The sequence below is a fragment of the Rhodococcus sp. C-2 genome, from assembly GCF_027854095.1.
In the GTDB taxonomy this organism is placed as follows: domain Bacteria; phylum Actinomycetota; class Actinomycetes; order Mycobacteriales; family Mycobacteriaceae; genus Rhodococcus_F; species Rhodococcus_F qingshengii.
In genome coordinates this window covers 70,751-83,082 of record NZ_JAQGFI010000016.1, presented here as the reverse complement: position 1 = coordinate 83,082, position 12,332 = coordinate 70,751, and the positions used below count along the sequence as shown (strand labels likewise).

Sequence of the window (12,332 nt, the reverse complement as noted above, 5' to 3'; positions counted from 1 at the left end):
CGTTGGTCAATCCATTCCGAATGCTCTCCTCAGCGCCGACACAGTAGGAGCGCCGTCGACAGCGCCCGCGGCATCGCGATAGAGCCTGCAGGACACGCTCGGGATCTGATTTGACTCGGCTAAGGGATCGTGGCCGTCGACGAGCAACGTCGGAGACCCGGCCATACCCGCGAGTGCTGCTGATTGGGAATCCTCGATGACCAGGTGGCGCAGTTCCCATTCGATCGATACACCCGCGAGAGCTTGCTCGATTCGTTGTTCGAGGAGCGGCACGTTGGGGCAGTCCAGGACTTGCAAAATTTCGAGTTGAATCATGGTGTTCCTTCGTCGGTGTGCAATGTCTGGAGCATGGGGCAGTGCCGGTCAGCTCGCGGTAGTGCACAGGTGGAAGCGAATTCGGTCAATGAGGCCCGCATGCATTGCAGATCTCGGATCTTTTCGTCGAGCTCGGCGATCTTCTTCTGGGCGAGTCTCCGCGCTGCGTCGCAATCGTCCGGTCCGCCACCGTAGAGGTGGAGAAGTTCGTTGATCTCCTCGAGGCTGAAGCCGTGTTCCTGGGTGCGTTTGACGAACCGGATAATCTCGACCGCCTCATCCCGGATATGAGCGGTATCCCGAGGCGGATCGTGGAGGCTGCTGCAGGAGTCCGCGCCGTTCGTAGTACCGCAACGTCTGCACATTCACCCGTGAGGGTGGCCAGTTCACTGCTACGCATGTTGCCATTGTGAACCCTGTACCCGGCTACGGAGTCAAGTTGTTCTGCCCGGCGGCAGGACATCGTCGACGGTGACCACGCCGACGACTGGGATTGTCGCGAGTTTATAGTCGGCCATCAGTACCACGACCACGACGAGGAAGCGCAGCATCCGAACCCGCGAGCCCTGCGATCGGTGCTGAATCTCCGACTACCACCGCACGCAGGCAAACCTGCTGCAGCGTCCGCGGGACGTTCCGGTCCGCACCGCGATCGGCGCGATGGTCATCGCGTTCTACCTGGTCTGACGATCCCCTGCGTCAACGACATCATTGCGTACAAGTTCAACATCTCGCTGAACGCGATGATGTGGATCGGCCGAATCGGCATGGTGCTGCTGCCCCCCGATCGCGTTCTTCGTCACCTACCGGTTCTGCCTGGGTCTGCGGCGCAGCGACCGTGAGGTTCTCGAGCACGGCATCGAGACCGGCATCCCGCGTGGTGGTGACTCCCGAGCTGCTGGTACTCGCACTCTCATTTGGCTGCGGCTCGGCATCCTATCGGCTGCCGAGTTGAATAGCCTTGACCACGAGAAGTATCGCGCCGATGACGAGGTAGCCCCGCAAGGCCAGCATGCCCAGTTTCGTTCCGGAGGACCACACGACCGGTTCGAGCAGCGTCAGCGGCGGCATCCGCCACTGCATCTTTGCCTCTCGCCCGACGTCAGGGGGCAGAGCGGTGACTACGCCGCGGCGCCGGTCGAGCCACCGCACGCCAACTGTTGCGACGATGCCAGCGACGACCAACGCTATCCCTAGGTATATTGAGGCGGTCACCACGTTGAGGTCGGGAAAAACGGTGGTGGCCATGAGGATTCCCGAGAGCATCAGCAGGACCGCGACGATCAGCCCGGCGACGAGGTTGAGCCAGCGCGGATTAATCCAGGGTCCGAGTACTTGCCGGTCGTTGCACAGCAGCAACAGGAACACGCTCGCGCTGGGCAGGAGCAGTCCGGCAAGAGCCTGCACGGCGGTAGTGATCAGTCCAAGCGGTGCGCCGGGGATCAGCACGATCCCCGCGGCAAGGAGGACCATGGCACCGTATGAGAGGTAGAAGGGTTTGGCCTCCTTGAACCCTCGGTGTAGCGAGTGGCTGATCCCGAACACGTCACCGAAGGCGTAGCTGGTCGACAGAGTGACCGCAGCGGCACCGATGATCGAGGCGTCGAGAAGCACGATCGCGAAGATCGGGCCGAGGACGGAACCATTCGCGCTGAGTAGGCGCGCGATGTCGCCGGCGTCCACGAATTCTCCGACACTGCCAGTTGAGCGGGCGGCGTAGTCGGCGGTCATCATCAATGCCGCTGCGCCGGCGACGACGACCAGCGCCCCGAGGACGGTGTCGGCTCGTTCGTAGCTGATGAACCGCGGGGTGATCCGTTTGTCGATGATGTTGGACTGTTGGAAGAACAGTTGCCACGGCGCGACAGTGGTGCCGACGATTGCGATAATCAACAACACCGCGTCCGAGGTGATCCCGCCTCGGACGCCCGGAATCGCGAAGTCTCGGGCAGCGCGACCCCAGTCTGGGTGTGAGAGCAGCAGCATCGGGATCTGTACCGCCGTGACGGCGATGAAGACGAACATCGCACGTTCCCAGCGGCGGAAGCTGCCGGTGGCCATGATCGCGATCAACGCGACCGCAGCGGTCGGCACGACGATGTACCGTGAGACGCCGAAGTAGCTGGCGGCCAGTGAAACTCCGATGAACTCGGCGACGATGGTCAGGAAGTTCAATACGAACAGATCGCCGACCGAGAACCAGCCCCACCCGCGGCCGAAGCGCTCGTTTATCAGCCGGGCATGCCCCACCCCGGTCACCGCCCCGAGTCGGACAACCATCTCCTGGTTGACGATCAGCACTGGAATCAACAATAGCAACACCCAAAGCAGCGAGTACCCGTAGTTCTGGCCGGCCTGCGCGTAGGTGGCAACACCGCCGGCGTCGTTGTCACCGACCATGACGATGAGGCCAGGCCCGACGATCGCCAACATGGTCAGCATCCGAGCCTTGAAAGTGCGGCGAGATTCCTTGTCGGACAAACTGATTCTTCCGAGCGCCCCCTCGATGTCGCCGAGGTGCGCGGAATCGAGGACTGCGGACGGTCGCGGTTCAGGCATACCGACAGGCGTATGTGCCGGGGTGGCGTCGGTGATCTCGGGTTCAGCCACGGTCATCACCGCCTGGATCTGTGGAGGTGGTGTTGGTCGTAGGGTGGTCGGTGGCGCGCTCGACGATGGGCCTCGGTGCAGGTTCTCGCCGTCGCCAGTCGTCGGGGATGGAGGCCTCGAGGACATCGTCGACGGTGACCACGCCGACGACGTGGTCGGCATCGTCGACGACTGGGATCGTCGCGAGGTTATAGTCGGCCATCAGCACCGCCACCTCGGTTAGGTCCGCCACGGGGGTCACGCGCACAGGGTCGGTGTCCATGATGTCGACGATCGGGGTCACCGACTCCGATTGCAGCAGCCGGATGACCGACGCCACCCCGATCAGCCGGCCGGCGTCGGTGAGCACGTGCACCTTCAGCAGAGCCTCGGGCTGCATGGACCGTGCTGCTGAGATTGCCGACAGGGCCTGCGCCGCAGTGGCGGTGGCGGCGCAGGAGATGACGTCGACGCTCATCAGGCCGCCGGCGCTGGACGAATTGAACCCCATTAGTGTGATCACCTTCGTGCGTTGGCCGGCCGGCATCAGATCGAGCACTCGTCGACGGCGGGACTGTCGTAACTCTGCGACTGCGTCGGCGGCGTCGTCTGCGCGCATGAGACCAAGCACACCGGCCACCTCGACGTCGCTCATGTCGGCGAGCAGCTTGTTGGCCTTGCCCGGGTCGAGCTCTTCGAAAACGTCCGCCTCAAGCTCGGGGTCGGTGTGGACGCGGTCAAGGATTTCCCCACCCTCGCGCTTGTCTGCGCCCTCGAGCAGATCTGCAATCTGCGCCGGTTTAAGGGTGCCGACTCGCCCGCCGACCCGCCGCACTACCATGCTGTGTTTGTGGCCGATCAAGGGTTCGAACGCTTTCCAATCCCGACTGGCGTGTCCTCCATGGGATTTGATTAAGCCGAAGAACCGGGCCGGGCGGCGAGTGTCGAGCCGTGCGAGTACCCACCCGTGACCGGGGTTCTCGAGTTCGATGTCGTAGGCGTGCACCAGCTCCGCGGCCGGGACGTCGATCAGCCGATGGCCAAGGACGTCGGAACGCAGCAGTACCTCGCCCTCGCGGCGCTCGAACCCGCGCAGGTCCACCTTGTTCTGCGCCAGCATCACCCGGTCCCCGTCGAGGTGCTCGATCCGTTCGACAGAAACGTACACTCGCCGACCACCGACATTGACTACCAGCCCGGATACCGTCGGGTAGGTGTCCACGCCGAGCAATCGCACGATCAGATCGTCTAGGGCGCCGACGATGTCCCCATTCCGTGCGATCACTGGTCGCTTCAGTAGCTGTGAGAGATGGATCACCGGATGCGTGGGGGCTCCGTCGGTCGCTGACTCGGTCATCGGCACTCCTCGCGTCGGTGGGTGGTGGGACGAGCCACGCAGGATGCGCACACTCGCGCGACGGCTATTGATGTCCGATTGAAAGGTCGGTGGACGGACAAGCGTGGCCTAAGTTCGGCGCGGCTCGGTCAGTTGCGACTCAGTTCGCCGGTGACGACGCATCTGCATGGTTGAAACTCGCGACCAAAACTTCAAGCACGCCACCTTCTCGCTTCGCGGACAAGCCTTCCCGCTCCGGTATTGTTACATGCGCACCTATGCATGTAAAGTCCGGTTTGGGAGCCGTTTGGGGCGACTCTCAAGCTCGGCGACTTCTGGCGTAGCGGTTCGGGTTGTGAGGTTGTCGGAGCAGAGGCTCAATGCGGATGCACGGTCGACCCCGCCTTTGGTGAGCGTATTCATACATCCGCCCATCTATCGCGCACGTGGTCCAGTGCACCTAGAAGCGTTGCCGTGAGCGCGAAGTCGCGTCCCCGGAGGGTCGGTCAGCAGATCAATGCGTCAACGTGTTCGCTCGGTGACATGGCAATGTTCGTTGCGTCAGCGAGCCCTTGCGCCCTGAGGGGTTTGGCATATCACTCAGCGCCGCGGAACGCGGTATCCGACGGCAGCCTCATTTTCCGGGTGACTCCCCGTTGAGCCACACAACATTGACTACTATCGGGCATAGTAGTCAATATGTGCCCTCGCCGACCTCTACGGGCATGCTGATCTGAACGGACGACTGATCGAAACCGCAGTGCGCCGAGGTCGGGCAATGACGCGTACGGCGGGTCCGGCGCATCCCAGACGGAATTGTAGGTTGTGCGATTCTGCCAAGTCTGCGGCACGGATTAATGGACCACGAATGACGTACGAGTAGTAGAAACTCGCTGGACGGGTGCGGCCGCATCTGATCTGAGAACCCGGATGGCTCAGGAGAGGACCCACCGTGCCCATCAACCAAACCATTGCCAGGCTGAGTGACCTGTCGTTCCAGTCGGCCTTCGCCGTGTATCTGTTAGCCCTCGTGTTGCTGATCTGGCACTACGCCGCGACACGCACCGACCACGTCCACCGGTTCGAGTTGGGGAGCAGGAAGCTTGTGGCGGCAGGGGGAGTCTCGGCGCCGTCGCCGGAAGTGCCCGGACGGATCGTTTCGGCTCCGCCGAAGCCAGTGCCCGAGCGTCTCGGCAACATGGGTGCCGCGGTTCTCGTCGTGGGCTTGGGACTGCACCTTGTGTCGATCGTGTTGCGTGGCTTCGCAACCGGACGTTTCCCGTTGGGCAACATGTACGAGTTCGTCACCATGGCCACCGCGGCCGCAACGGCGACTGGCATCGTGTTTCTGCGTGGGCAGACATACCGCGCGATGTGGGTTTTTCTTCTGGCGCCGGTCCTAATCCTGATGTTCGTTGCGGCAACCCTGCTCTACGCCGACGCAGCGCCTGTCGTTCCGGCTCTGCAGTCCTACTGGCTTCCGATCCATGTCACAATCGTCAGCATCGGCAGCGGCGTCTTCCTGGTTTCCGGCGTGGCCAGCCTCGCGTTCCTACTACGGATCCGACAGCCCGCCGGCGCGGAGCGCCGCGGGCCTGTAGGTTCGATGGCTCGTCGTTTGCCCGACGCCCAGACACTCGACCGGTTGGCCTACAGAACCGTCATCGTCGGCTTCCCTCTCTTTGGTATCGGAGTCATCCTCGGCGCGATCTGGGCGGAGGCAGCCTGGGGTCGGTTCTGGGGGTGGGATCCCAAAGAGACGATGTCGTTTATCGCCTGGGTGATTTACGCCGCCTACCTCCACGCCCGAGCGACCGCAGGTTGGCGCGAGACCAAAGCCGCTTGGATAAACATCGCAGGATTCGTCTCGATGCTGTTCAATCTGTTCATCATCAACATGGTCGTGTCCGGATTGCACTCCTACGCCGGTCTGAGCTGAGCGATTCGTGATCGAATTGAAGCTCGACGGGCACGTCCACGGTGGCGTTCGAAGCGAAGACAACGTATGAGTGCCCAAAGAATGATCTTCGTAGGCTACGTCGCGGGGCGCGACTGGTGCGTTCGAGGCGGCGGGGGGTTCCTTCGTGTCTTGCCTTCCTGCTGCTTGTTTGAATGCAGTCACGGGTTTGGTTATAGGTTATTCGGGTGAGGGCGTGACGGAAGGCGAGGTTCGAGTGCCGGTGGAGGGTGGTCTTACTGCTGGAAGCCGGTGGGATTCGCCGACTCGGCGGATTTGTCAGAACTGCCCCTGCTCGGTAGTTGTCGCGAGTATGCCCTGGGTGCTGGTGAGCCGTACGGAACCTGGGGTGGCATGACCGAAGCCGATCGAAAGCTGGGATCATCCTTTGACCCCGTCGGAGACAGGTGTGTAATTGTCCCGTGGGTCAACCGCAAATCCACGTTGCGAAGTCCGCTCGGCCGGGGAATGGTCTTCGAGATTCTCTTGCGGCGCCGCTGTATCAAGGAGGCGATTCGATGACGAATGACGAGGCGCCTCTGTCGGTTTACCGAATGACGGGCGATGACCTGGTCGCGGAGTACCAATACTTGTACGACAGGTTTGATCGCCACACCCCGAATCAAAAGGCGCGGTTCTACTATGTGAACGGGGAAATGAAAGCTCGTGGGCTCGAACATGGCATGCCAACTCCCGCTGCGCGCGATCACGACGATGCCTGGGATGGAGAGATCCGAGATTCGCGTGTTACGCGAATAACTGCACTGCATGGCTTCCCGGTCGATTTTACGGTGTCGAATCGGTGCGCAATACACACTCATCAAGGGCCTGGGATCAACGAGCACTGAGGCGGTCGCTGAAACCACTCACGCCCGCGGACTCAGGCGTTTGACGGATCACGGTGATGCTCCCTCTTCGGGTGTGGTGTCATCAGGTTCTCCTGACTGTATTGCGTAGAGGTTCGGCTTGCACTGGACTGCTTTTCGGCGGCTAGCGCACAGATAATCGAAGTTACAGATTGGAAAACTTGCGCTGCAGGCGTAGCACCGACCGTCTTGACTTTGCGACACGGCGAAAAATGCTGTGGTGGCATGGAGTTCGCTTTCGGACTGATCTCGTGAGGTCCTCCGTGCCGTTCGTGGTTCTCTGGCCGAGATCGACGAGTGAGAGCGAGCTTTCGGTGCAACTGCGAGATTGGGCCGTGCATCATTGCAGGACCATATGTGCTCTACCCAACCGATGGGGCGCTGACGCCGGGAGGGCAGTCTCGACGACCATACAAGGCAGAGGACCGATGAGACCGGTAGATGCCGGCGCCCGCTCCCGGACGTGTACGACTAGGCCGTACGCTTCGCGGGCGGTCGAGGTGAGGTTTGTCCTGTTTGCCGTGGTGCTTTGCCCCACTCTCCTCATTTCGGAAAATGCTGCCATGCACTCGCGAGTGAAACGCGACGCGATCGCACGGGTACGTGCTGAGCACACGTCGACACCATCAATCCATGTCTGCCACCATGGGGGTCGCGTAGACGAGTGTGTGTTCTAGGCGTTGCCCCCGGCCAGGCGTTGCGGCAAGATCGAAGGTTCCTAGGCGCTGTCCGGGGTGAAATTCTTCTGTACCCATGTTTTCGGCGGCCGAGCGAGGGTATGTGTTTTCGCCAGTTGGGGGGACACAGTTCCACCGTGGTTCACCAGGTCAGGGTGAGACGTCCGACCTGATGGGCCGTGCGGCCCGGTGTCAGGGTCGACGGGCGCGCAGTCAGAGGCGGCCCACCGAATTTTCGGCCTGCGCGACATCGCGTTCGGTGGGCCGAGTGCAACGCCACGTCGGGATGGTGCTGCATTGATCGACTGTAGCGAAAGCATTGTCTGCGTTCGACTCCTGACGTTTCCGCTCGGACAGATCCGCCCTGTGAAGATGCAGTCCGCGAAGGTGGGTGTGGTGGCGTAGCGGAGAGTATTGGGGGAGGGGTGATGTCGGAGGTGCTGGGCGTATTCGGGTGATGCGCCGGGTCCGCTTTCTTGCTGTTGAAGTTCGGTGTTGATGCGGCGGGCTTCCGCGAGTTGGTCTTCGAGGAAGATAATGCCTCACGCCTCGTAGAGGGCGGTGCCGGCGGCGACCAGTTTGGGCCGTTCAGTAGTAGACATCGCATCGTCGACACAAATGGTGTGACGAGATCGGTGAATCGTGGTGGGCGACAGCATCCTCGGCGGCAACGACGAAGTAATCGGTAGTGCCGGTCTTTACATAGACGTCACCGAAACGCTCGACCGCATGGGTCAGGGAGTCGGTCGACGAGTTGGTCGATGAGATCAGTAGCTCCCGTGGAGCGATCGAGCAGGCCAAAGTGATGCTGATGATCGTGTACGGAATTTCCGCGGAGCGGGCCTTCGACATTCTCATCTGGCGCTTGGAGCAGAAGAACGTCAAACTCCGCCAGGTGTCCGAGCAGTTGAGCGCCCGTGTTCGCGCAGACTTCGCTCTACTCGGTGGGTTGCGTTCGCAATTCGATCAGCTGCTGCTCGGTTTGTGACCGATGACAGACTGAATCGCGTTGTGGTCGGCACCTGCGGCTGACTGCTTAACCACAGGCACCTCGCCGACAGCACCCATTACGGCTGTCGGCTTCAATCCATTTCTACCCGTCACCGGCGGGCACAGAAACGGTATTGCCCGGACGGAGGCCGAGAAGAGGCGCAATGGACCCGATGCCCCGGATCGAACTGAAGACGAAACAACCGCTGGGTACACATCTAGGGTGATGAGATGCGCACACATTTCGCCGACAGCCTCGACGACCTCTCGTGTGGCCTGGCGTCGATGTGCGGGCTCACCGTGACAGCGATGTCGGAGGCAACGGCAGCCCTCCTCGATGCCGACCTTCGCACCGCCGAGCGAGTACTCGACGCGAACACCGACCTCGAGCGGGCCGCCTCCGACTGGGAACACAAGTCATTCTCACTTCTCGCCTTACAAGCCCCTGTGGCACATGACCTCCGATTTACCGTTGGCGGTTTGCACATCGCCGCAAGTCTGCAACGTATGGGCGCACTGGCCGTCCACATCGCCAAGATCGCGCGCCTGCGCCACCCGACGTCGGCCGTACCGCCCGAAGCGCGGGCAGTCGTAGCGGACATGGGAAGGACAGCAGTGGCTCGGGCGACCGAAACCCAGGTAATACTGCGGCACGTCGATTCTGCTCACGCGCAAGAGCTTGTGGCCGCCGACACGGTCATGGACGAACTGCACCGGCGCCTGTTCACCGTCACCCAAGCCCAACAATGGCCGCACGGAGTGCAAGCTGCTGTCGACATCACCCTGCTCGGACGGTTCTACGAACGATTCTGCGACCACACTGTGGAAATCGGACGACGCATCATCTTCCTCGAAACCGGTCGACTCCCCGCCCGACCCGACGCGCTCCTTCCGTAGGTTGAAGCTTGCCGGGATGTCAGGAGGGGAGATGACGCATTCCGGCCCCGATGTGGAAGCCGGCTGTCTGGTCAGTCGGAAGACGTGGACAGTGTGATGAGATCCGATTTGGTGTTGCGTTGGGAGTTCGATTCTCGCGCCCGACCTTGGCTGCACGACGTCGCCTCTCCCGAGGAAGGATCTTGACCCCACGTCCGTGGTCCCGCTCGTGGTTGCGAGATGAGATGCAGCACGAGTGTATCGGCGGTGAGCATGGTCGATGCCGTGCCGGGCTACTGTGCGGCGTTCTCCGAATTGAGTCGACTGATCTCCGCGCGCATGCGTCGCATCGGTCGGTCAACTCGGCTCTTTCTCTCGTTGCCCGCGGTCATCAGTCCAATTATGGCGGCCATTCCTGCTGGAATTCCGAGAACTACGACGAGGAACGGCGCCAAGCTCATGGAGTTCTCCTATGCTCGGATCGAGCGGTCTGGGACAGTGTCGATCAACAACCTACTATCGTCAATAGTAGATTGCTCATGGCGGGTGGTCCATTGACGGCGTCCCGCGGCAAAACTCGCGGGTTCCCTTCGCCACTACGTAGCGCGCAGGCAATCGAAGGCGGACGACCTTTGCTTGGGAGATGTACCTCTTCTCTAGATGGATCGAGCCCGGCGCCACCCGAGGTTGCCTGTCTCGTAGCGCCACGCGCGTTGGGAAAGTAGTCGCATTCCGTTGAGTCCGACGATGACGGTGGAGCCTTCGTGTCCGGCGACGCCGAGGGGTAACGGTAAGTGCCCGAACAGGTCCCACAGGACGAGGGTGGTGATGAAGGTGGCGGCGATCGCGAGGTTGGCGATCACGATGCGCCGGGCACGGCGTGAGAGGGCGATCACGCGCGCGATGGTGGCGAGTTCGTCACGGACGATGACGGCGTCGGCGGTGTCGAGTGCGAGGTCGGATCCGGCGCGGCCCATGGCGATGCCGGTGTGCGCGGCGGCGAGTGCGGGGGCGTCGTTGACACCGTCACCGACCAGTAGCACTTTCGCGCCGCTGCGTTCGAGGTCGGCGACGGCGGTGACCTTGTCCTCGGGGAGGAGTCCGGCTCGCATGTCGGTGATCCCGACCTGTGCGGCGAGCGCAGCGGCGGCGCGGGGATTGTCGCCGGTCAGTAGAACCGGAGTGTGTCCGGTGAGGGTGGTCAGTTCGTCGACGACGTCGCGGGCGCCGTCGCGGAGTTGATCGGCCAGTCCGAGTACTCCGATCGGTGCGGCGTCGACAATCACCACGATCGCGGTCTTTCCGCCGGCTTCCATTTCGGCGGCCGCAGACATCGCTTGCGCCGTGGCACGGTCCGCGATCGCGGCCGACGCCGCTGGAAGCAGGTGTGCGGGGCTGCCGACCTGAATCCGGCGACCGTTCAGGCGTGCTCGCACTCCCCGGCCGGGGGCGGAGTCGAACTCTTCGACAGGGGGCACCTGCAACCCGCGTTGGCGGGCAGCGGCGACGACCGCGTCAGCGAGCGGGTGCTCACTGGGATGCTCGGCCGCGGCGGCGAACGTGAGCAGCTCGTCGGCGGCGAGGTTCGCCCCGCTCATCGGCCGGATGTCCGTCAGGGCCGGGGACCCCTTGGTGAGGGTTCCGGTTTTGTCGAATGCGACGGTGGTGACCGAACCGAGCTGCTCCATCACGACGGCGGATTTGACCAACACGCCGTTGCGGCCGGCGTTGGCCATCGCCGCCAGTAGCGGCGGCATCGTGGCCAGCACGACTGCGCACGGGGAGGCGACGATCATGAACGTCATCGCTCGCAGCAGCGACGGTTGCAGGGCGCCGCCGAGCGCGAACGGGATGAAGAACACTGCGAGGGTCGCGGCCACGACTCCGACCGAGTAGTACTGCTCGACCTTCTCGATGAACAGCTGCGACTTCGCTTTGGTGGCGGACGCTTCTTCGACCATCGCCACGATCCGCGCGACGACCGTCTCCGATGCCGCGTGATCGATCCGGATTCGCAGAGTGCCGGTCCCGTTGAGGGTTCCGGCGAACACCTCGTCATCGCGATGTTTTGCCACTGGTAGGGGTTCTCCTGTGATCGAGGCCTGATCGACATCGCTGCTTCCGGAGATGATCCGGCCGTCGCCGCCGATCCGCTCGCCCGGCCGGACGACGATCACATCACCTGCCGTCAACGACGCCGCATCCACCATGGTTTCGTGCCCGTCAGGGCCGATGACGGTGGCACGTTCGGGAGCAAGATCGAGCAGGCTGCGCACCGAGTCGGCGGTGCGCTGGGTCAGGAATGCTTCCAACGCGCCGGAGGTGGCGAAGATGACGATCAGCAGGCCGCCGTCGAGGACCTGGCCGATCGCCGCGGCGCCGATCGCGGCGACGATCATGAGCAGGTCGACGTCGAGGGTTTTCTCTCGAAGCGCCTGCAAGCCCGCCAGTGCGGGCTCCCACCCGCCGGTGACGTAGCAGCCCAGATACAGCGTCCACCACAGCCAGGTCGGGGCACCGCCGAACTGAGCGGCAAGCCCGAGGACGAACAGCCCGGTCGCGATGGCTGCCCACCGCACTTCCGGGAGTGCGAACGGCCGGGTGCGGACGGCGGTTGCGGCCCGGGGCGCCGCGGGCTCGGTGTGTGGATCGCTGCGTACAGGGGTGGTCATGGCACGGCTTCCGGCTGGGGGCAGGGGGGTAGGAACGAACGCCACGATACAGGA

The 12,332-nt window shown here is 62.8% G+C and carries 12 protein-coding genes and 1 pseudogene; 6 read left to right on the top strand and 7 right to left on the bottom strand.

Features of this window, described 5'->3' with window-relative positions; all coding sequences use genetic code 11:
* Positions 1–6: 6 nt before the first annotated feature.
* From PCS43_RS28585 to PCS43_RS28575, 3 genes are all read right to left on the bottom strand, one after another.
* Entirely contained in the window at positions 7–315 is a 309-nt protein-coding gene (locus PCS43_RS28585) for a hypothetical protein (protein ID WP_047270607.1), read from the bottom strand.
* The gene (locus PCS43_RS28580; RefSeq protein ID WP_256670292.1) at positions 312–530 is read right to left on the bottom strand and encodes a MerR family DNA-binding protein; all 219 of its coding nucleotides are present in this window, start codon (positions 528–530) and stop codon (positions 312–314) included. The genes PCS43_RS28585 and PCS43_RS28580 overlap by 4 nt, the downstream gene beginning before the upstream one ends.
* 61 nt (positions 531–591) lie before the next feature.
* Complete coding sequence (locus PCS43_RS28575) at positions 592–723, bottom strand: MerR family DNA-binding transcriptional regulator (RefSeq protein WP_223304459.1); 132 nt, start codon at positions 721–723, stop codon at positions 592–594.
* Between the two features lie 201 nt (positions 724–924).
* Between PCS43_RS28575 and PCS43_RS28570 the strand changes: the two are divergent.
* Positions 925–1,188, top strand: a pseudogene (locus PCS43_RS28570) (cytochrome b); the annotation flags it as partial.
* A 63-nt stretch (positions 1,189–1,251) separates the two neighbouring features.
* Here the strand turns inward: PCS43_RS28570 and PCS43_RS28565 are convergent.
* Positions 1,252–2,874 (bottom strand): Nramp family divalent metal transporter, encoded by a 1,623-nt coding sequence (locus PCS43_RS28565; RefSeq protein ID WP_047270656.1) that lies wholly within the window; start codon positions 2,872–2,874, stop codon positions 1,252–1,254.
* A 43-nt stretch (positions 2,875–2,917) separates the two neighbouring features.
* Positions 2,918–4,261, bottom strand: a complete 1,344-nt coding sequence (locus tag PCS43_RS28560) for a magnesium transporter MgtE N-terminal domain-containing protein (RefSeq protein WP_047270613.1) — start codon at positions 4,259–4,261, stop codon at positions 2,918–2,920.
* 931 nt (positions 4,262–5,192) lie between these two features.
* On the opposite strand from PCS43_RS28560, the gene ccsB reads away from it, so the two are divergent.
* The 5 genes from ccsB (at position 5,193) to phoU (ending at position 9,627) form a co-directional block, all read left to right on the top strand.
* Positions 5,193–6,179 (top strand): c-type cytochrome biogenesis protein CcsB, encoded by a 987-nt coding sequence (gene ccsB, locus PCS43_RS28555; RefSeq protein WP_047270614.1) that lies wholly within the window; start codon positions 5,193–5,195, stop codon positions 6,177–6,179.
* Between the two features lie 270 nt (positions 6,180–6,449).
* Positions 6,450–6,719, top strand: coding sequence for a WhiB family transcriptional regulator (locus PCS43_RS33545; protein ID WP_052959928.1), 270 nt, complete (start codon positions 6,450–6,452; stop codon positions 6,717–6,719).
* Positions 6,716–7,045 carry a hypothetical protein gene (locus tag PCS43_RS28550; RefSeq protein ID WP_054827429.1) on the top strand — a complete coding sequence of 110 codons (330 nt, stop codon included), beginning with the start codon at positions 6,716–6,718 and terminating at the stop codon, positions 7,043–7,045. The genes PCS43_RS33545 and PCS43_RS28550 overlap by 4 nt, the downstream gene beginning before the upstream one ends.
* Positions 7,046–8,551: 1,506 nt before the next feature.
* Complete coding sequence (locus PCS43_RS28545; RefSeq protein WP_232354283.1) at positions 8,552–8,728, top strand: ANTAR domain-containing protein; 177 nt, start codon at positions 8,552–8,554, stop codon at positions 8,726–8,728.
* Between the two features lie 233 nt (positions 8,729–8,961).
* Positions 8,962–9,627 (top strand): phosphate signaling complex protein PhoU, encoded by a 666-nt coding sequence (phoU, locus tag PCS43_RS28540; protein ID WP_047270619.1) that lies wholly within the window; start codon positions 8,962–8,964, stop codon positions 9,625–9,627.
* 272 nt (positions 9,628–9,899) lie between these two features.
* Here the strand turns inward: phoU and PCS43_RS28535 are convergent, their stop codons facing one another.
* Positions 9,900–10,067: a hypothetical protein gene (locus PCS43_RS28535; RefSeq protein WP_155419211.1), complete on the bottom strand. Its 168-nt coding sequence runs from the start codon at positions 10,065–10,067 to the stop codon at positions 9,900–9,902.
* A 195-nt stretch (positions 10,068–10,262) separates the two neighbouring features.
* Positions 10,263–12,278 carry a heavy metal translocating P-type ATPase gene (locus PCS43_RS28530; RefSeq protein WP_047270622.1) on the bottom strand — a complete coding sequence of 672 codons (2,016 nt, stop codon included), beginning with the start codon at positions 12,276–12,278 and terminating at the stop codon, positions 10,263–10,265.
* Positions 12,279–12,332: the final 54 nt, after the last annotated feature.